This window comes from Trinickia fusca, from assembly GCF_003628145.1.
GTDB classification, from domain to species: domain Bacteria; phylum Pseudomonadota; class Gammaproteobacteria; order Burkholderiales; family Burkholderiaceae; genus Trinickia; species Trinickia fusca.
The window spans coordinates 424,424-444,423 of record NZ_RBZV01000001.1 but is presented as its reverse complement, the minus strand read 5'-3'; the positions used below and the strand labels follow the sequence as shown (position 1 = coordinate 444,423).

The window sequence follows — 20,000 nt, the reverse complement described above, 5'->3', positions numbered from 1 at the left end:
TGTAGTGGCTACGGGAGGGCTTCCGTTGAAGCGGAAGCCCTCCCCGTTCGTGGAGGAAGCTTTATAGCGTTATCGATTTATTCCAGAATCCTTATTTAATCGAGGTGCACTGGATTTACTGGGGAGGGTAATGAGAAGAATCTGTTGGGCTGGCTTTCCACTCGCGCTCCTATTGGCAACGAGTAGCCCTGCTCAATCGAGTGCGGGCAGCTGCGGGCGCGCTGTTGCGGTTGAGGCTCCACTACATGGCCCACAGGTATCAACGGCCCAAGTGGCGGGCGCCAAGGATCGACACCTGACGCTTTTCTGCAGCCGCGCCAATGTTGAGTCGGAAACACCCTGTGGAGACAAGCGTTACCTTCTGGGTGGCGATCGAGTCGTGCTCGTTGCCGACTGCGGAACCTCGGCGTATGTCGCCTATGCAGGGAAAACGGGCGTGTCCACCGGCTGGGTGCGGCGTGATGAGCTCAAAGTCACGGGACACGACACCGAATCGTTGGAGTGGATCAAGCGTGCCGCCCACCCGACGCCGACGTTTCAGATCAGTTTCTCGCCGCAGTACGACCGCTTTCTGCAAAACCACGTTCCCGTCGTGCACGCATACCTCGGCATGAGCAAGCGCGGATCATCGCCGAGTCTGCTCAGCGCGGTGAATGAAGTCATAGCGGTCGCGTTTCCCAAGCTCGTTGATAACCGCTACGTCGTGCTCGAGTCCTGCCGGCCACACTCCTGCGATGAAAAAGGTTTGCTCTGGGTCGATACGCAGACACACACAGTCATCGGCGCCCTGGTGCATTTCGTCTACGGCCAGTCATCCCCTGACACGCCCCTGCAGCGCTTTCTACTGATCTGGTCTGCCGATGCCGACCCAGAACATTTGCCCGGGGCTTTTCTCAATGAGCTGGAGCAATGGAACGAAGGCGAGATCACGCTCGGCGCCCGGATCGATGATGCCTTGACCTTTCGAGTCGGCGCGCCGTTCGTCTCCGTACGGTTCGCCGGCCGGGACGGAAGCATCACGGCGATCTCGCCCACGCTACTGCGTCCGAGCGCCCCCAGGATTGCCCCAGCGAACCCGAGCGGCGCCGCGAAACACTGAATCACCTTAGCGGAATTGCTCCCAAGGACCGACGACAGCAGCCCGTGCGCGCAGCATCCCAACTTGATCGCCCGTGTAGCCGAGCTCTGCGGAGACGAACTTTCCGTTGGCCAGCGATCGAATCACCGTGCAGTCGACGCCGCAGGACCCGAAGGTGTACTTCTCCCAGGGACCTACGACGGTAGCCCGCGCGCGCAACATGCCGTATTGCGCCCCCGCGTCGCCGAGCTCCGCGGAGACGTACAACCCGTTGGCCTCCGATTGAATCGTCCAATATCCCCCGGTGGGGACGTTGCAGACCGTGTATTTCTCCCAGGGCCCTTCTACCGTGGCCCGGGCGCGCAACATCGCATATTCGTCCCCTGCGTATCCAAGCTCTGCAGAGACGAAGTCGCTGTTGGCGATCGACGTGATGGCCACACTTTGCGTGCAGAGGGGGCTCGTCGTCGTGCTCGTCGCGACGGAATCCGCGATCACGCTGGACAAATACCGGGTTCCGGATTCGGCTCGCTCGTCCGCGGAAACGAGCGCCGGGACCAGCGCGACACCGAGCGCCAATGCCATCGACATGCCGAGACCTGCACGACGTTTCAAAAACGTTGCATTCACTTTGTGACCTCCAAATGAGGGATCTATTTCGAATAAAGAGGAAATGCGCGGCTTGAAAGCGACACGATTGTGCATAGACCTGGCTAACGCATTGCGAACCAATTGCGAACCATGGTTCAATTTTCGCTTCGTCATGGCACGCTCATCGAAGGGGGTACGTCGTGCTCGACTCTCGCGAGCAACTGCTGATCGTGGAAGACGATCCCGTTATGCGCGGCGCATTGGCAACGTACCTGCAAGACGCTGGATTTCGGGTATTGGAAGCCGACTGTGGGGCAGCTTGCCGCAGACAGCTGCAACGCTACGCGATCGGCCTGGTCTTTCTGAACATCGGCTTACCGGACTGCGACAGCATGCAGCTGGCTCGCGACATTCTCGGCAACAGCTCGGTTGCGCTGATCTTCCTCACCTGCCGATTGGATGAAACCGACCGTATCGTCGCGCTGGAAATGGGCGGCGACGATTACCTCGTGAAGCCGTTTTCGCTGCGTGAGGCGCTGGCACGGGTGCGTACGGTGCTGCGCCGGCGCGCGGCCGGTCGAGCGGCTTCGCATCAGACGCTGCTCGGTTTCGGCGAATGGACCGTCGATCTGGTGCGGCGCGAATTGATGGACCGCGCCATGCAGGCGGTCCCCCTGACCCGTGGCGAATTCGACCTGCTCGCCGCGCTGGTGCAAGCGCGTGGCCGGCCACTGACGCGAGCCTATCTCAGTGAGGTCGTCAGTCAATCCGGGGAGAAGGAAAGCAACGAGCGAAGCGTCGATGTCCTGGTGGCACGACTGCGCCGCAAGATGCATGGTAACGAAGCGACACGTACACGAAGCACGATCGTGACCATGCGCGGAATCGGCTACAAACTGGGCCTGAACGTGCAGGGCCAGTAAAGCGCGCACGCCCTCCCCGCCAGCGTTCTGCCCCCTTCAACACGTTACCCGCTCGGTATGCATATTGCAGCGCGTCGTCTGCCATTGCATTTGAAAAGAAATTCCCATTCGCCTATAAATGAACGGCGAATCATCAGACAAGGAATCCGTCCGATCCGAGATGATTGGCGAAGGCTCGACATCGGTGCTCATTGCATATCAGGGAGAGGCTCATGCTGAAATTTCTGAAGGCTTTGGCTCGTGATGAACGCGGCGTCAGCGCGCTGGAATACGCTGTGCTCGCGGGTATCGTGGTGGTCGCGGTTGCTGCAGTCGGCACCATTCTCAGCAGCACGAGCAGCGGCCTTCCATCGATATTCACGAGCTTGATGACGAAAATCGCCGGATTGATTTGAACGTACCGCTGCAATCCTTGCTGCGCACGTCGCCGAAGGGCGAAGCGAATCCGTAAGGGACAGCGATGTCCCGCGGCAGCGTGCTGCTCACGGGAGGCATTCCATGCTTCACCTGGTGCAGTTGGCGACTTCGCTCGTCTTCGTATTGCTCGCAGCATACGATCTGCGCTTCAGGCGGCTGCCCAATCCATTCGTGGTGGCCGTCGTCGTGCTGTACGTCGTTGCGGCGCCGCTCGCCCACACGAGCCTGGTTTCGTTCGCGCAGCATCTGGCCACGGCCGCACTCGCTTTCGTGTTGTCGGCCCTGATGTTCCGTCTGGGCTGGATCGGCGCAGGCGACGCCAAGCTTGCAGCCGCCGTTTTTCTTTGGGCGGGCCCATCCTTTGCCGTTTCGGCATTGTTGCTGACCGGTGTGGGTGGATTCGTCCTCGCCCTGGCTGTCCTGGCACACCGCCACACGCTGCTCGTCCGGCCATCCCGGGCAGGCGAAGTCCCCTATGGAATTGCACTTGCACTGGCCGGCACCGCGGCGGTCTGGGCATCGTTCGCCGCGCCCGCGCCGGCCCCCGTGTTATGAACACTCTCCGGTCGCCGCCATGCCGAACGCACTGAGAATCGCCCTGCTGCTGATCAGCGCCATCATCGCGGCGCTCGTCGTGCGCGTGCTTTATGTCGCCGCATCGACACCGAAGCCGCCCGCCGCGACCGTCTATGACCGCGTCCCCGTTGCGGCCGCGAATCTGCCGCAAGGGCTGTTGTTGCGTGCGAGCGACCTGAAGTGGCAAAACGTGCCGCATGGGCAGGTCCCGTCCGACGTGCTCACCATCGGCCCAAGCGGCGGCAGCGACCTCAAGGGCGCCCTCCTGCGCAAAGCCGTGAGCGAGGGCGCGTTGCTTCGCACCGCCGACGTGATTCCCGCGGACGCACCCGACTTTCTCGCCGCGGCGCTGAACCCCGGCATGCGCGCGATCTCGGTCGCCATCGACGAAGTATCCGGCAACGCCGGGTTGATCCAGCCCGGCGACTACGTCGATGTGCTGCTCACGCAGCAATTGAGCGGTACACGCGATACCCCTGCCCCAACCGAGCACGCCGTCGAGTCGGAGACGATTGCCCAGCGGGTCCGCGTACTGGCGGTCGGGTCGACACTGCAGCGAGGCAAGGCGGCCGGTAACAACGACCCCGCTTCCCATGCACGCACGATCACATTGGAAGTCTCGCCCCATACGGCCCAGGTCGTCGCAGTGGCAACGCATTTAGGTGCGCTGTCCCTCGCCCTGCGCAGCTTCGCCACGAACGACCGCCAGGACCAGACGGCGGCAGGCGAACTCGAGACCAACGCGCCGCCGGTGTGGGCAGGCGATGTGTCGCGCGCGCTTAGAACGTCTGTGCCGCGCGGCGCGACCGCGCCGGTCGGCAATGCTGTCGGAGACGAAGCGCAGCCTGTCGTCATCTATCGCGGTTCGAAGGTCGACCAAGGCGACACGTCGGCCAGCATCGGCATGCCGGGTTTGCCGCCGCTGCCCTCCGTGTCGTCTGGCGACAGCGCGGCGACGGTGGCGGCCGAGGCCCCTGCCTCAACGAAACGCTAGAAGCCGGAAGACTGAGACCGCGTCACCTTCCTTGAGCGAGGAGTCAGATGGTGAGCATGGCTGGTTCGATCGTTCGCTCCTGCTGCATCTGGGCGCTCCTGCTCGGCGGCATGCCGATCCAGGAGACAGCCGCCGAGCCCGTCGCGGGCGTCCTGGCTGTCGCCAGCGGCAGCGGCAAGTTGGTGCAACTGCCCGAGCCGGCCACGACGGTATTCGTCGCCGACCCGAGCGTAGCGGACGTGCACGTTCCGACGCCACGAACGATTCTCGTGCTCGGCAAGAAGGCCGGCACGACGACGCTGATGGCACTGGGCAAGGACAACCGCCCGATCCTGCAAGAAACCGTCGCCGTGAACCTCGACACGCAATCGCTCCAGCGCATCATCGATGCCCGCTTTCCCCAACTCAAGCTCACCGTCACCAGTGCGCCGGGCTCGCTGATGGTGGAGGGACGCGTCCCGAGCGCGGCCGATGCCGATGCGGTGGTGCAATCGCTCAAGCCTTACCTGCACGATCAGGAAACGCTCGTCAATCGCTTGACCCTGTCGCGCCCGCTCCAGGTCAATCTGCGCGTGCGCGTGACGGAGGTCGATCGCAACGTCACGCAGCAGCTCGGCATCAATTGGAGCTCGCTCGGTCACGTCGGCAATTTCATGGGTGGACTGTTCAACGGCCGGCAACTGCTCGATCCGACCACGAATCTCTTCAACCTCTCGTCGACTGGCGCCTTTTCCGTACAGGGCGGCTTCCATACCTCCAAATGGTCCATCGACGTCGTGCTCGACGCGCTCGATCAGGAAGGCCTCACGACCACGCTCGCCGAGCCGAACCTCACGGCGATGTCGGGCGAGACCGCCAGCTTTCTGGCCGGCGGCGAGATTCCGATCCCCGTCGCGCAGGACACGACCGGCGCGATCACGATCGAATACAAGCCTTTCGGCGTGTCGCTCGACTTCACCCCGACCGTCCTGGCCGACAACCGGATCAGCCTCAAGGTGCGCCCCGAGGTCAGCGAGCTCGACCCGAGCAACAGCGTCACCACGGCCGGCGTGAAGGTCCCCGCGCTCACGGTGCGCCGCGTCGAAACGACGGTCGAGCTGTCCAGCGGACAAAGCTTCGCGATCGGCGGGCTGCTGCAAAGCCAGACGAGCGATGTGGTGTCCCAGTTGCCGGGCTTGGGCAGGCTGCCGGTCATCGGGCGGCTCTTTTCCTCGAAGAACTTTCTCGACGACAAGTCGGAAGTCGTCGTCATCGTCACGCCCTATATCGTGCAGCCGGCGAACCCCGGACAGCTGAGCCAGGCGATCGACACGGTCACGAAACCGAGCAGCGACCTGGAGTTCGTTCTGCAACACGAATTCGGTCTCGATCCGCTTGCCGGCGACATGCCGCGGCTCGCCGGCCCGGCCGGATTCGTTTATTGATCCCCATCGACGAGGAGCGCCGCCCATGTCCCTTCGCGCTTGCGCCCTGACCGCTACGCTCGCGTCGCTGATCCCGCTCGCGTTGAGCGGCTGTTTGACCAAGCCGCCGCTCAATCTTCCCGATGCGTCGGTGATCCGATTCGAAGACGGGCGGGCCGTGCCGCCCGATTGCGCGACGCTCGTCGAGCCCCCGGCCCTCGTGGACGCAGGCTATCGCCGCCCCGGCGTCGCGTTCGGCTGCGCGACGTACAAGAATTTGGCCGCCATGCTCGCGCGCCCCGAGGATCTCGTCGCACCGCTGCCGTATGCGGGTGCGGACGCCAACGTCGCGACATCGGCCGTACGACGCCTCGAAGAAGACCGCCTCAAGCAACCGGTCACCCCCACCTCGACGACAACGCGAACCGGTCACTGACCCGCGCATGCTCGGAGCCCGACCATCATGAAAGTCGCGACATCGTTTTCCGGCAAACCCGACTCCGTCAAAACGGCGGACTTCGTCGCGATCGTCTCCGACCCAGGCAGCCGCGACGTGATCGGCAATCTGTTGCGGGACCAGGGCCTCTCGAACGCTCATCTGCAACTGGGCACGTTCGAAGACACGATCCGCCTGCTGCAACAAGTCGAGCGCTCACCCAAGCAGTTGATCGTCGACGTGTCCCATCTGACCATGCCGCTCTCGGACCTCACGCGCCTTTCCCAGGTCTGCGAGCCCTCGATCAAGGTCGTCGCGATCGGGGATAAAAACGACGTCGGGCTCTTTCGCAATCTGCTTCGGATCGGTGTGCAGGACTATCTCGTCAAGCCGCTGACCGTCGACCTGTTGCGCCGCTCGCTGGCGTCGAACGAGCCGGTGCTTCAAGTGCGCACCGGCAAAGTGCTCAGTTTCATCGGCGCGCGCGGCGGCGTGGGCGTCACCACCATTGCGGTATGCCTGGCCCGTCATCTGTCGAGCGAGACGCGTCGCCGCATTGCGTATGTCGACCTGAACCTGAACGGCGGTGCGGCCGGTGCGCAGCTCGGCATCTCGAGCAACAACGGGTTGACCGAACTGCTGCAACTGCCCCGACGCCCGGATGCCTCGTTCATCGACCGCGCGCTCGTGACCAAGACGGACCGCCTCTTTCTGCTATCGGCGGAGCTCCCCTATGGGACCGATCCGTCGCCCCGGGCCGGCGCGGTCGGTGAGCTCGTCGATGCGCTCAAGCAGGACTTTCACTACATCCTGCTCGATGTCCCGCGTGTCGCGGGTCGGGTCACGGAAGAAGCGCTCGACGCCTCGAATTTCGTCTACCTCGTCTCCGATCGGTCGGTGCATGCCGCACGCGAATGTGCGCGCCTGATTCGGCTGACTCAGGAGCTGGCCGGCGAGCGCGTCACCTCGGTCCTGCTCAACAATCCGCTCGAGCCCGTGGACGGCCGGGTCGAGCCCGCCGATTTCGAGCAGGTGTTCGGTCGCACGATCGCGCACGAGCTGCCTTATGCACCCAAGGCGCTCGCGCTCGCGGAGAACCTCGGCGAGCCCATCGGCACCGCACGCGATGGCGGCTTCCTGAGCCAGGTCGCCGCGTTGGCGCGCGACATCACCGGGGAAGGCGCGCCAGCTGCCACCCGTTGGTACGCGCGGCTCACCAGACGATGGGGGTAAATCGTGAAGTTCGGCACGAAGGATCGTATTGCGCCCCCACCGGCCCCGATCTCCACCGGCCGCCTGCCGACGCGCGGACCGGCGCCGCTCGATAGCCACGAAGAGCTGATCCGCTCCGAGAAGTTCGAGGCTGTCCGCTCTGCGGTCTTCACCTCGATGAATCTATCTGCCGCGCTGATGAAATCGCGCAGCGAGGTGCGCGCCGGCATCGACGAAATCGCGCGGCATGTCATCGAACGCGAACAACTGAAGATCACCGCGGGCGAGCAGGTCCTGATCGTCGAAGCCATCCTGAACGACATGTTCGGCGTCGGTCCGATCGAACCGCTGCTGGCTGACGAAAGCGTCACGGACATCCTCGTCAACGGTGCCGATCAGGTCTACGTCGAGCGCCAGGGGAAGCTCGAACTGACGTCCCTCAAGTTTCGCGACGACGCGCACGTCGTCAACGTCGCGCAACGCATCGCCGCCGCGGTGGGTCGCCGCGTCGACGAAAGCTCGCCGATGGTCGATGCGCGGCTCGCAGACGGAAGCCGGGTCAACGTCGTCCTGCCGCCGATCTCGATGCGGGGGCCGACCATCTCGATCCGCAAGTTCGCCAAGCGCGACATCACGCTCGCGCGCATGGCGCAGCAAGGCAACCTGTCGCCCGCGATCCTGCAGGTGCTCAAGCTCGCCTGCGTCAGCCGGCTCAACGTCGTGATTTCGGGCGGGACCGGCTCGGGCAAGACGACGTTGCTCAACGCGATGTCGCAGCATATCGAGGAGCATGAACGGATCGTCACGATCGAAGATGCCGCGGAGCTGCAGTTGCAGCAACCCCATGTGGTGAGCCTCGAAACACGCCCGGAAAACACCGAGGGTTTGGGCGGCGTGTCGCAGCGCGACCTCGTCAGGAACGCGCTGCGCATGCGGCCCGACCGCATCATTCTCGGCGAGATTCGCGGCCCCGAAGCGTTCGACGTTCTGCAGGCGATGAACACCGGGCATGACGGATCCATGACGACCGTCCACGCGAATACGCCACGCGATGCGATCAGCCGCCTCGAAAGCATGGTCATGATGGCCAACGCCAATCTGCAGCTGTTGTCGATCCGACGCCAGATTACGAGCGCCGTACACCTCATCGTTCAAATCGAGCGGATGCGTGACGGCATGCGCCGCGTCACCCGTGTGACGGAAATCACCGGCATGGAGGGCGACGTCGTCATCACGCAGGACCTGTTCGTGTTTCAACAGAATGCCGGTGCGTCTCGCGACGACGTGAGCGGGGTGTTCGCTTCGACCTCGGTGCGGCCCGCATTCGCGGCACGCGCCGCTCACTACGGTGTCGAAGACGCGCTGCTCGAGGCGATGCGATCGTGAACGCCACCGATCTCGTCACCTTTGGCGCTTTCGTGGTGGCCGCCGCCCTAGGCGGTGCGTTGCCCAGGCTCCCCGTGCTGGCGAATCGGCAGGCCCGCAAACGCATCCATCAACGCATGCACGACATCCCCTTGCGGGCAGGCAGCCCTCGCGCGGATCGTGCGGCCGCGGGCGTCGCACTGCTGAGCCTCGAGCGCAAGCGGGGGCCACTTCTCGCCGCGTTCCACCGACAGCTCACGCACGTCCGTGCGGTGGGCGGCGCGGCGGGACTACGCTTGATTTACGTGAGTGCCCTCGGCGGTCTCGTGGCGGCCATCGTCGGTGCCAGCCTGCTGGCACCACCCGCGCTCGTGCGTGTCTTCGCTTATGTCGCGGCCCCGTTGTTGGGGGCGAGATTCAGCTACCGGTTCATCGTGGCGCGCTTTCGCGCACGCTTTCTCAGCGCGTTTCCCGATGCGATCGATCTGATCGTGCGCGCGGTTCGAGCCGGCGTTCCCGTCGTCCAGGCCATCAACGCGGCGGGCAACGATGCCGACGAGCCCGTTCGTTCGACCTTTCGCGTCATGGGGGACAGTCTGTTACTCGGGGTGGACATCAAGGACGTCCTGACTCAGGCCGCCGAGCGCCTCCAAATCGCGGACTTCTCCTTCTTCACCGTCTACTTGCTGCTGCAACGGGAAACCGGCGGGAGCCTCGGCGAGACACTCGAGGCGCTGGCCGAAATCATTCGCACACGCCGCGATATCCGGTTGAAGAGCCGAGCCCTGACCGCGGAGGGACGCATCACGACCAAGGTCATCGCCGCGGTGCCGTTCACCGTCGCCGGATTCCTGTTCCTCGTCAATCGGCCCTACATCGAGCTGCTGTTTACGACCAGAGCCGGTCACAAGATGCTGACTGTGGCCGCTGTCCTGCTCGCGATCGGTTTGTTCACGATCACGCGCCTGTCCAAGCTGGATACCTCGCGATGAGCAACCTCCACTCCACGATACTCGGCGGCACAGGCTCGGGCCTGATTGCGCTGCTGGCGCTGGTGCTGTTGATCTGGGTCGCGGCATGGTTGATGGCGGGGCCCCGTTCGCGTACGCGTGCGCAAATCACGGAGCGCATGCGCGAGGCGACCTTGCTCGATAGCGAGACCTCGACTGCCTACGCAGCGGCGCGGCTGCGTGCGAATCTCAAGAAAGGGCTGTCTCGTCGTATCGCCGCGCTCGGCGAGCGCGTGCCGATCCTCAATCCGGGGCAGCGGGCCGAGCTGCATGTGAAGCTCACGCATGCGGGATTTCGGGACCAGCGCGCCATCTCCACGATGGTCGGGATCAAGCTCGTCGCGGGAACGGCGGCCGGGTTCAGCGCGTTGGCTCTGGCGCCCGCCATTCCGCGTTTCGGCGACTACCTGGTCATCCGGCTATTGGCGCTGGCAGGCGCGTTCGTGCTCGGCCTGATCGTTCCCGAGTATGCGCTCGGCGCGCTAGTGCGCCGGCGCCAAAAGAAGATATTGGCGTGCCTGCCCGACGCGCTCGATCTGCTCGTCATCTGCACGAATGCCGGCAACAGCCTGCCGGTGAGCATCAAGCGCGTGGCCTATGAGCTTCGAGCCATCTGCCCGCCTCTCGCCGACGAACTCTCCGTGACGGCCGATGAATTGCATGTCGGCTCGAACAGCGCCACGGCATTGCGCAACCTGGCCGCACGCGTGGACGTGCCGTCCGTGCAGGCGCTCGTGACGACGCTCATTCAGTCTCAAGAGTACGGCACGCCGATTTCGCAGGCACTTCGCACGCTTTCGCGAGCCGAACGAAACGACCAGATGACGGCGCTCGAAGAAAAAGCCGCCAAGCTCGCGACGAAGATCACGCTGCCGATGATGCTGTTCATTCTCCCGACCGTGGCCGTGATCGCGGGCGGGCCTGCCGTGATTCGATTGATGTCCGTGTTCACCTCCCAATGAAAACCGCTAGAGCAAAAACGATTGCGCTCGCCGGCGTGCTGTCGATTCTCGTCGGGTCGAGCGGATGCGCCGATGGCCGGCTCGACGTGAGGCCCGTGCAGACCAGTCATGGCGACAATTCGGAGTCCGATCTGAAGATCGCGGATAGCGCGCTATCAGGCGAGAACACCGATCTCGCCGGTACGCTGTACGAACGCGTGTTGACCGCCCATCCGGATTCGATCAGGGCGCGCCTCGGTCTCGCGGATGTCGCGTATCAGTCCGGCGATCTGAATCGCGCCCAGGTGCTCTACTCGCAGGCTGCCTCGCAAGCGCCGAATCAACCGGGCGCCCAGCTCGGACTGGCGCGCGTCGCGCTGCGGCAACGCCGGCTCGACGATGCGGCCATGCTGTATCGAGCGCTGCTGGCGGCCCAACCCGACAATGTGCTCGCGGCCGAAGGGCTCGGCACCGTGCTCGATCTTCAGCAGCATCATGAGCAAGCACAAGCGGTCTATCGCCGGGCGCTGCAAGCGCACCCCGATGCCCAGGGCATTCGTATCGACCTGGGCCTTTCACTGGTCTTGAGCAACCGCGCGCGCGAGGGCGTCAACACGCTGCTCGATGTCGCCGGTCTGTCCGACGCGCCGTGGCAAGCCCGGCAGAACCTGGCGTTCGGCTATGGCGTGCTCGGCAAGCCCGACTCGGCCAGGAAGGTGCTTCAATTCGATCTCCCGCCATCGGCCGTGGACGACAACTTGCGCGTCTATCAAACGGTACGGGCCAAGCTCGCGGTGCGGACACCGTCCGCCGTGCCGCCGCCACGCGCGGCGAACGAGGAAGGCCCCACGTCGACGAGGAAGCAATGACATGAGGCGATTGCCCACCTCGCCGCGAAACGAAGATGGCGTCGTCGCCCTGGAATTCGCTCTCGTGCTTCCGTTCCTGATGATGGTGTTGTTCGGCATCGTCGACGTGAGCCTGATGTTGTGCGACAAGGCGGTCATTACCAACGCGAGTCGAGAAGCGGCGCGCGCCGGCGTGGTCGTGCATGTCCCGCGCCTGACGTCCACGCAAATCACCAACGTCGCGCTTACCTATACGCAGAACAGCCTCATCTCGGGAGGCACCCCGGCGTCGCCGACGGTCACGGTCAACCAGTCGAGCGGGACCTTGTCCGGCGATCCGTTGACGGTGACCGTCAGTTATACGTACCAGGGTCTGTTCGTCGGCTCGGCGCTCAGTTCGCTCACCGGGCCGGTGACGCTGAGCGCGACGACCGTCATGAACTACGAGTGACCGTATGCGGCACCCGGCGCGGACGCGACCTATTGCCCAGAGCCGCCTCATTGCGAAGGCCCGGCAAGACGGCTCCGTCGTGCTGTTCTTCCTGTTGTTCCTGATCCCGTTACTGGCCTTCGGCGCATTCGCCATCGACATCGCGCGCATCGCCGTCGCCCGGAACGAGTTGCAGAATGCGGCCGACGCAGCCGCGCTCGCCGGCGCCGGCTCATTGATGGCATCCGCCAGTTCAGGGCCGAACTGGTCGCAAGCGCAAACCGCCGCGACCAGCGCGATCGCACTGAATGCGGCGGACGGGAAAAAATTCTCGACGGGCACGATCGGCACCGGATATTGGAATCTGACCGGAACGCCTGCCGGCATGGAGGCGTCGACGATCACGCCGGGAACGTACGACGCGCCCGCGGTGCAGGTCACGATCACTCGCGCGACGAACGTCAATGGCGGGCCGATCCCGTTGTTGCTCGCCGGCGTCATGAACATCGCAAGCGTCTCGGGCAGCGCGACGGCCGTTGCCGTCGTCACCTCGCCGGGAACGATCGGCGCCGGCGGACTATTTCCGGTCGCACTCGATCAGTGCGTCTACAACCAGTACTGGGACTCGACCCACAATACGCCGAAGATCGATCCGACAACCGGCGCGCCCTACGAATTGCAGATCTCCAACAGCAAGACATACGGCTCATCCTGTTCCGCGGGCCAGTGGACGTCGTTCCTGACCAATGCCAGCGACGTCCCCACTTTGCAGGCCCTCATGTCGTCGGGTAATCCGACCGCTGTGAACATCGGCGACAGCATCTATCTCCAACCCGGCTCCAAGACCGCGCTCTACGGCTCAGTCCCGACTGCGACCACCGTATTGATGCCTGTTACGACGCAAACGCTCAACGGCACCTATGAATCGGTCGTCGCGTTCGCGCCCTTCTACATCGATGCGTCGGTGGGCGGCAGCGGCAAGTACATCCAGGGACATTTCGTCGCCGGCTATCAGGTTCCGGTGCCTACGGGCGGCGCAGGTCCGAACTACGGCGCCTACTCCGCGCCCCAATTGGCGTCGTGATCGATCACGCGATGCATTGCACGCGTCGTACGAGCGCCCACAGCAAGGCGAGCAAAACAAGTGGACCGATCTGCGGCAGCATCACCCCAGGGTTGAAGAACTCATAGAGCGGTAACAGCCAGGCCATCGCAAGCAGCAGCTGCTCGCCGCGCCGCCACCCTTGGCTCAAGCCGATCGCGGCCATACAGGCAAGGGCGACACCCAGCCAGGCGAGCTCGTAGTGCCACAGATACGGATTGGCCAGCAACGTCGCCGTCACCAACGCAGCCGCTCGCAAGCTCGCTTCTTGCGAGCGTCTCCAAACCAGGCATGCGGCGACAATCGCGACGACGGCGACGAATCCTTGCCCCAGGTAGGCGAAAGTCAGCGGCACGTTAGCGAGGCGCAGCGCCGCGAACGCCGTGGGCGAGGCCAAATGAAACCGCACGCTATGCTCGAGAATATGTTCGCGCGCGAACCGCGTGTTGACCAGGAACCCCTGGATGGAGCGTATGCCGCCCCCCACCAGTACGCTGACCAGCGCGAACGCCCCACTGCCGAGCGCCGCTACCGTGAAGACGCGCCAGGCCCCCACCGCCATCAAGACGAACGGGAACGCGATGCCCATCTGAGGCTTCACTGTCAGAAATGCGATGCATAACCCGGCCCATACGGGGCGTGCATGGAGCCAGCGCACGGCGAATGCGGCGGCCGTTGCGGTCAGTAGTGCATTCTGACCGAACACACTCGTCACGAAGACGCACGGGCATGCCGCCACCAGAAAGGCGGCCACGCGCGATCCGCCCGCCACGCTCGCGAGGCCCGAGACGCGCAGCGTGCCGAGCACGAACACGACGATGCTGCCGGTGACGAACATCACATGCGAGACGGCAAACGGCAGTAAGGCCAGCGGCGTCACGACCAGCAGGTACGTCGGCGGATACAGCCATGGCAGAAAGTCGGCCTTCCCGAAATGAGCGAAGAGCGTCTGCTCCGCGGTCGCGAACGCGACGTGATCGTAGGCTTGCCAAGGCGAACCATGGAGCATCAGATACGAGGCGGCCCAGAAAACCGAAAAATCCACGCCGGGTCTCGCGATAGGCTCGGAGGTAAAGCCGCGGCTCGCGCCTACCCAGGCCAGCAGGAAAAGCGCATACAGCACGAGTATCGTGCCGCTGTATATCACCATGCGCTGCTTCGTGAGCCATCCTGCTGCATGCTGCTCATGCGTGTCGACGGAGCGCTCGCATACGGCCATCACATCACCGTCTGCCGGTGGTTGCGAGACGCCCGGGACGGGACGCGCCTGCGAGTGGCAACGATCTTCGGCAGACGGCGCTCCGACACGATGCCCTCCCTGATCGACGTGACCTTGGGCGCAACGACCTGGCGATAGCGTCGGCGCACGAGATAGACAGGACGTCCCTTCGACTCGTAATAGATGCGCCCGATGTATTCGCCGATCATGCCGATGCCGATCAATTGCACCCCACCGAGGAACAACAAAACCGACAGCAGCGAGCTGTAGCCCGGCACGGGATTACCGAAGAGCAGTGTTCGGATCACGACGAAACCGGCGTACAAGAACGCCCCGATAGCGATGGGCACACCCAGGTAAGTCCAGCATCGCAATGGAACGGTACTGAAGCCCGTGATGCCTTCGAGCGCGAGATTCCACAGTTGCCACCCCGAAAACTTCGAGGCGCCAGCGCTGCGCGGCGCACGTTCGTATTCGACGACCACGGTCCGGTACCCGACCCACGAGAACAGCCCCTTCATGAAGCGACGGCGTTCGGGCAACCGGCGTAGCGCGTCGACGACCTCGCGGTCCATCAGCCGAAAATCGCCGACATTGTCGATCAGCTTGATGTCGGACAGCAGGTTGTGGACACGATAGTAAAGCGCGGCGGCGGTTCGCTTGGCGAACGAGTCGTCCGCGCGATTCGTTCGCTTTGCGGCCACCACACTGGCACCGTGACGCCAGTGCTCGATCATGACCGGAATCAGGCCTGGCGGGTCTTGCAAGTCCGCGTCGATCGGAATGACGGCGTCGCCCTCCGCGGCCTCGATCCCTGCGGTCAAGGCGGCCTCTTTGCCGAAATGTCGCGTGAGGTCGATGACGCTGACGCGCGCCTCGCGCTCGGTGACGGCTATCAGCCGATCGAGTGTCGCATCGCTGCTGCCGTCGTTGACGCAAACGACTTCGAAGCGAATGCCAGCGATCCTGGAGAGAATCGGCAGCGTGCCGGCAAAAAAGGCATCCACTGCATCCTGCTCGTTATAGAACGGCACCACCAGCGAAATCAACGGCTTGTTGGCTTGCGCGGACATGGCCCCTCCCGGCGCGTCGATCGCTCCCACCGATCGGCGCGCAAAACACCCTGTTTTACGTTGCACTACTGGGTCAGGATAGGTGATTTTGTCGGTTGTTCAATCGCCAGCCAGCCGCCTTCACTTCAAAGCGCCTCCAACGCCAGCGCAATACCCTGCCCGCCACCGATGCAAAGCGTGACGATGCCGCGCTTGATGCCATCCCGACGCATCGAATACGCGAGACGGGTCGTCAGCACGGCGCCTGTCGCGCCGATGGGGTGCCCATGCGCAATCGCTCCGCCCTCGACGTTCACGAGCTCTTCGTCGATACCGAGTTGCTGGGCAACGACGATCGGCACCGCTGCGAACGCCTCGTTGATTTCGAATCGCTCCACGTCCTTCAACGACCAGCCCGCTCGTGCCAGCGCCATGTGCACGGCCGGAATCGGCCCCAGTCCGAACATGCCCGGTTCGACCGCCGCAACGCCATACGACACGAGCTTGGCAATCGGCTCGATGCCTCGGCTTTCGGCAAAAGAACGCTCAGTCACCAGCATCGCCGCCGCGCCGCTGTTCAGGCCAGGCGCGTTGCCGGCCGTAATCGTGCCGTCCGGCCGAAACGCCGGCCGCAACTTGGCGAGCGTCTCGACCGTCGTATCGGGACGCGGCTGCTCGTCGCGCTCGAACTTGACCGGCTGCTTGCGTCCCGCGACGTCGACTGCGATCAGTTCGGCGTCGAACAAGCCCCGCACCTGCGCCGTGACGAATCGCTGGTGCGAGCGCTCCGCCCAGCGATCCTGCCGCTCGCGCGTAATCTCGAACTTCGCCACCAGATCCTCGGTATGCCAGCCCGAATGCTCGCCCGAGAACGCGTCGACCAATCCATCCATGAGCATGCTGTCGAAAACGGGTGCATCGCCCATGCGACTCCCCCAGCGGCCGCTCGCCAGCAGATACGGGGCACGGTCCATATTCTCCATGCCACCCGCTACGGCCACCTCCCCGAACCCAAGCCAAATCTCCTGAGCCGCGTTCGCGATCGCCTGCGCGCCCGACCCGCAGACGCGATTCACCGTCAGGGCGGGAACGGCGACAGGCACCCCACCGCCAATCGCCGCCTGACGAGCCGGATTCATCCGATTGCCGGCCTGGATCACATTGCCGAGCACCACCGAGGCGAGTTCGTTCGGGTCCAGGCCGCTGCGGCGCAGCGTTTCCCGCACCGCCAGCGCACCCAGCGTCGTCGCCGGCACCTCCTTCAACGTCCCGCCGAACGCGCCGATCGGCGTCCTGACCGGGTTGCAAATTACGACTTCTCGAGTATTCATCATCACCGCTCCTATCGAAATCACCGCACTGAGTTAGTCCCCCTTGTCACTTCACTCCCTGCTCGCTACGGCCGCCGCTCCGTTCTGACTCCAGCCTCCGCCCAGCGAGCGGTACAACGCGACGGCCGCCAGCGCATGTTCGCGCTGCCCCTGATTCAACGCATCCGAGTCATGTAGATAGGTCTCCTGCGCGGACAGCACGTCGAGAAAGTCGGTCGCGCCACCTTTGTAAAGCTCGTTGGCTAATGCCAAAGACTTGTCCGATGCGATCAAAGCGTGCTCGAGCCGCTGTGTTTCCTGCGTCGTGCTGACCAGATCGGCCCGCGAGTCTTCGACCTCGCGCAGCGCCTGCAGCATCGCTTGATGCAGATTGAGCTCCGATTCGCGCATCTTGCTCTCGCTTTGCTCGATGCCCGCCGTGATGCGGCCAGCATTGAAGATCGGGCTCGTCGCGCTCAACGCCGCGCTGAAGAGGTTGTCCGTCAGCGTCGGCAGACCGAGGAACGACGCGGCCAGCAACCCGTCGGTCAGGTTCAGCGAGAATTTCGGATACCGTTCCGCTTGCGCCACGCCCACTTGCGCCGCTCTCGCTTCGACTTGCGCATAGGCGGTCAACACGTCGGGGCGTCGTAGCAACGCCTCCGACGGCAACGTCTGCGGCACGGTGATCGGTGGTGTGGGAATCGGCGCCGGCGTCGCGAGCACCAGCTTGTCGATCGACTCCGGCGTTCTGCCCAGATACACCGCGATCAGATTCAATTGGTGCTGAATCGTCGCCTGCGTCGGCGGAATCCTCGCTGTGAGCGCATCCAGCTGGTTTTGCGCGCGCGCAACGTCTAGCTGGGTCGAGAGCCCGTACTTGAGCCGTGCCTGCGTCAACTCGAGTGCGCGTTCGCGGATTCGCTCGTTATCCTGCAATAGCTTGAGCTCAGCCTGCGCCCAGCGAAGGTCCACATAAGCCGAGGCTGTGTTGGCCGCCAATGCGAGCCGAACGGCGTCTTGCGCATGCTTTTCGCCCACGAGTTGCGCCTGGGCTGCCAGCAGGTCCAGGCGCTCTCCACCAAAGACATCCGGCGACCAGCTCAACGCAAGCCCCACGCCTGCTTCCTTGACATAGCCCAACGGCGGCGGCGTGTTCTGGCGCGTATCGGCGGCATGCGCAGTCGCGTCGAGCTCGGGCAGCAACACCGCGCGCTTCTGGACCGTCAGCGACTGCGCTTGCTTCACGCGCTCCGCTGCAGCTTGCAGGTCGAGGTTGTCGGTCAAGGCCATGTCGACGAGTTGATTCAGTATCGGGTCCTCGAACTGAGCCCACCACGTCCTGGCATCGACATCCGCCTGCGGCCCTTCGATGCTCCAGCTTTCCGGTGCGATGTGCTTCACCGTCTCCGGCAAGTCACGGTGAGCCGCGGGCTGGACCGCACAGGCGGACACCAACACGCTTGCGGCGACGGCGATCAGTAGCTTCTTCATGATGTGATGACCTCAATGCGCGTCCGGCGGCGGCGCGGCGTTCGAAATGGGGTTGGAGAACAAGGCGGTGACGATCGCCACAAGAAAGCACAGCGACAGCACGTAGAAGGTGTCCGCGTAGGTCAACGTCAGCGCTTCGCGGTAAATCAGCGCGTGCAGGTTCGCCAGCCCCGATTGCGCGGCATTGAGCACATCGCCGGCGACACTCGCCCAGTGAGCCGATTGGTCGTCGAGCATCGACTCGACCTGTGGGCGGCCCGCCGTCACGCTCTCGTTCAGGCGAAGGTAGTGAAAGTTGAGCCGATCGTTGAGCATCGTCGCGCTGACCGCGATGCCGATCGCCCCGCCGAGATTTCTCATCAGGTTGAACAGCCCGCTCGCCGACTTCAGACGCGACGGCGGCAGCGACCCCAGCGCCATCGTCACGATCGGCGGTATCGAAAACTGCTGGCCGATGCCGCGCAGCGCCTGCGGCAACAGCAGTTGCTGCCAACCCCAGTCATGCGTAAGCGGCGTGTAGAGATAGCAGCCGAGACCAAAGCAGATCAGCCCGAACATCATCAGCACCCACATGCTGACGTACCGCGTGGCAATGGCATAAACGACCAGCGCCAGCAACTGGAAGACCCCCACCGACAGCAACGCAATGCCGATCTGCAGCGAGTTCAAGCCGCGCACCTGGGCAAGAAACAGCGGCGTCAGGAACACGGCCACGAAGATGCCAGTCCCCGTGATGAACGACAACAGGCTGCCGATCCCGAAGTTCCTCACCCGCAAGGCGCGAATGTCGACGATGGGGTCTCGCGCGGTCAGCGCGTGGACCACGAACAGAAAACCGCAGATGGCCGAGATCCATGTACAGGTGACGATGACAGGGTCACCGAACCAGTTCTTGCGCGGCCCCTCCTCGAGGACATACTCCAGGCAGCCGAGGAAGCCCGACATCAGCAGAATGCCGAGGTAGTCCCCTTTCTTGAGGAGGGCGAGATCGGGATCGTCGACGTGCACGTACTTGGGCACTAGCGCGGCCACGGCGAGCCCCGGCACGAGGTTCAGATAGAACAGCCAGTGCCACGACCATTGGTCGGTAATCCATCCGCCGATCACCGGGCCGATGGTGGGCGCGAGCGACGCCAATGCGCCGATCGTCGTCGAGGCGACGATGCGCTGCTTGCCCGGGAACAGGACGAATGCGGTCGTGAACACGGTCGGGATCATCGCGGCCCCCAACGCGCCTTGCAGGCCTCGGAACACGATCATCGAGTTGATGTCCCAAGCCACGCCGCACAACATGCTCGTCGCGGTGAATCCGACCGCCGAGGCGACGAACAGCCACCGCGTCGAAAAGACCTTCGAGAGCCATCCTGACATCGGGATGACGAGAATCTCGGCGATCAGGTATGCCGTCTGAACCCACGACAACTCGTCTTGACTGGCTGACAGCCCACCACCGATGTCACGCAGCGACGACGCCACGATCTGAATATCCAGGGTCGCCATGAAGAAACCCACGCACATCAGCGCGAACGCGAACACCCGTTGCTTCATCGGCTGCGAGGCCGGGTCGGCGGAATGAAGATTCGATTCCATGCTGCGCTC

The 20,000-nt window shown here is 63.9% G+C and carries 20 protein-coding genes; 14 read left to right on the top strand and 6 right to left on the bottom strand.

Annotated elements, in window-relative coordinates; genetic code table 11:
* Positions 1-271: 271 nt before the first annotated feature.
* Positions 272-1,099, top strand: a complete 828-nt coding sequence (locus tag D7S89_RS01915; RefSeq protein ID WP_183085071.1) for a hypothetical protein — start codon at positions 272-274, stop codon at positions 1,097-1,099.
* A gap of 6 nt (positions 1,100-1,105) precedes the next feature.
* On the opposite strand, the gene D7S89_RS01910 is transcribed toward D7S89_RS01915, so the two are convergent.
* Positions 1,106-1,843, bottom strand: a complete 738-nt coding sequence (locus D7S89_RS01910) for a fascin domain-containing protein (RefSeq protein ID WP_147426578.1) — start codon at positions 1,841-1,843, stop codon at positions 1,106-1,108.
* Positions 1,844-1,869: 26 nt separating this feature from the next.
* Here D7S89_RS01910 and D7S89_RS01905 point away from each other — a divergent pair, with 26 nt between their 5' ends.
* The 13 genes from D7S89_RS01905 to D7S89_RS01845 all read left to right on the top strand — a co-directional run bounded on the left by D7S89_RS01905 (position 1,870) and on the right by D7S89_RS01845 (position 13,308).
* Positions 1,870-2,592 (top strand): response regulator transcription factor, encoded by a 723-nt coding sequence (locus tag D7S89_RS01905; protein WP_220702114.1) that lies wholly within the window; start codon positions 1,870-1,872, stop codon positions 2,590-2,592.
* Between the two features lie 212 nt (positions 2,593-2,804).
* Complete coding sequence (locus D7S89_RS01900; RefSeq protein ID WP_121275076.1) at positions 2,805-2,987, top strand: Flp family type IVb pilin; 183 nt, start codon at positions 2,805-2,807, stop codon at positions 2,985-2,987.
* Between the two features lie 103 nt (positions 2,988-3,090).
* On the top strand, positions 3,091-3,564 hold the full coding sequence (locus D7S89_RS01895) for an A24 family peptidase (RefSeq protein WP_121275074.1): 474 nt from the start codon (positions 3,091-3,093) through the stop codon (positions 3,562-3,564).
* 19 nt (positions 3,565-3,583) lie between these two features.
* The gene (gene cpaB / locus D7S89_RS01890; RefSeq protein ID WP_121275073.1) at positions 3,584-4,579 is read left to right on the top strand and encodes a Flp pilus assembly protein CpaB; all 996 of its coding nucleotides are present in this window, start codon (positions 3,584-3,586) and stop codon (positions 4,577-4,579) included.
* 110 nt (positions 4,580-4,689) lie between these two features.
* Positions 4,690-6,003 (top strand): type II and III secretion system protein family protein, encoded by a 1,314-nt coding sequence (locus D7S89_RS01885; RefSeq protein WP_121276006.1) that lies wholly within the window; start codon positions 4,690-4,692, stop codon positions 6,001-6,003.
* A gap of 25 nt (positions 6,004-6,028) precedes the next feature.
* Complete coding sequence (locus tag D7S89_RS01880; RefSeq protein ID WP_121275071.1) at positions 6,029-6,418, top strand: CpaD family pilus assembly lipoprotein; 390 nt, start codon at positions 6,029-6,031, stop codon at positions 6,416-6,418.
* A gap of 27 nt (positions 6,419-6,445) precedes the next feature.
* Positions 6,446-7,651 (top strand): CpaE/TadZ family protein, encoded by a 1,206-nt coding sequence (locus D7S89_RS01875; RefSeq protein WP_121275069.1) that lies wholly within the window; start codon positions 6,446-6,448, stop codon positions 7,649-7,651.
* A 27-nt stretch (positions 7,652-7,678) separates the two neighbouring features.
* A complete protein-coding gene (locus D7S89_RS01870; RefSeq protein WP_425470728.1) occupies positions 7,679-9,016 on the top strand; it encodes a TadA family conjugal transfer-associated ATPase in 1,338 nt (445 codons plus the stop codon).
* On the top strand, positions 9,013-9,987 hold the full coding sequence (locus D7S89_RS01865; RefSeq protein WP_245982592.1) for a type II secretion system F family protein: 975 nt from the start codon (positions 9,013-9,015) through the stop codon (positions 9,985-9,987). The genes D7S89_RS01870 and D7S89_RS01865 overlap by 4 nt, the downstream gene beginning before the upstream one ends.
* Positions 9,984-10,967 (top strand): type II secretion system F family protein, encoded by a 984-nt coding sequence (locus D7S89_RS01860; RefSeq protein ID WP_183085069.1) that lies wholly within the window; start codon positions 9,984-9,986, stop codon positions 10,965-10,967. The genes D7S89_RS01865 and D7S89_RS01860 overlap by 4 nt, the downstream gene beginning before the upstream one ends.
* Positions 10,964-11,815: a tetratricopeptide repeat protein gene (locus tag D7S89_RS01855; protein WP_121275065.1), complete on the top strand. Its 852-nt coding sequence runs from the start codon at positions 10,964-10,966 to the stop codon at positions 11,813-11,815. Before D7S89_RS01860 ends, D7S89_RS01855 begins: the two co-directional genes overlap by 4 nt.
* A gap of 1 nt (position 11,816) precedes the next feature.
* On the top strand, positions 11,817-12,245 hold the full coding sequence (locus D7S89_RS01850) for a TadE/TadG family type IV pilus assembly protein (RefSeq protein WP_121275064.1): 429 nt from the start codon (positions 11,817-11,819) through the stop codon (positions 12,243-12,245).
* A gap of 4 nt (positions 12,246-12,249) precedes the next feature.
* Positions 12,250-13,308, top strand: a complete 1,059-nt coding sequence (locus D7S89_RS01845) for a TadG family pilus assembly protein (RefSeq protein ID WP_121275062.1) — start codon at positions 12,250-12,252, stop codon at positions 13,306-13,308.
* A 4-nt stretch (positions 13,309-13,312) separates the two neighbouring features.
* Here D7S89_RS01845 and D7S89_RS01840 read toward each other — a convergent pair whose 3' ends face one another.
* The 5 genes from D7S89_RS01840 to D7S89_RS01820 form a co-directional block, all read right to left on the bottom strand.
* Positions 13,313-14,476: a glycosyltransferase family 87 protein gene (locus D7S89_RS01840; protein ID WP_245982590.1), complete on the bottom strand. Its 1,164-nt coding sequence runs from the start codon at positions 14,474-14,476 to the stop codon at positions 13,313-13,315.
* A 68-nt stretch (positions 14,477-14,544) separates the two neighbouring features.
* Entirely contained in the window at positions 14,545-15,618 is a 1,074-nt protein-coding gene (locus tag D7S89_RS01835; RefSeq protein WP_121275058.1) for a glycosyltransferase family 2 protein, read from the bottom strand.
* A gap of 125 nt (positions 15,619-15,743) precedes the next feature.
* Positions 15,744-16,928, bottom strand: coding sequence for a thiolase family protein (locus tag D7S89_RS01830; RefSeq protein ID WP_121276000.1), 1,185 nt, complete (start codon positions 16,926-16,928; stop codon positions 15,744-15,746).
* A 51-nt stretch (positions 16,929-16,979) separates the two neighbouring features.
* Positions 16,980-18,401 carry an efflux transporter outer membrane subunit gene (locus tag D7S89_RS01825; protein ID WP_121275057.1) on the bottom strand — a complete coding sequence of 474 codons (1,422 nt, stop codon included), beginning with the start codon at positions 18,399-18,401 and terminating at the stop codon, positions 16,980-16,982.
* 12 nt (positions 18,402-18,413) lie between these two features.
* Positions 18,414-19,991, bottom strand: a complete 1,578-nt coding sequence (locus tag D7S89_RS01820) for a DHA2 family efflux MFS transporter permease subunit (protein ID WP_121275055.1) — start codon at positions 19,989-19,991, stop codon at positions 18,414-18,416.
* Between the last annotated feature and the right edge of the window lie 9 nt (positions 19,992-20,000).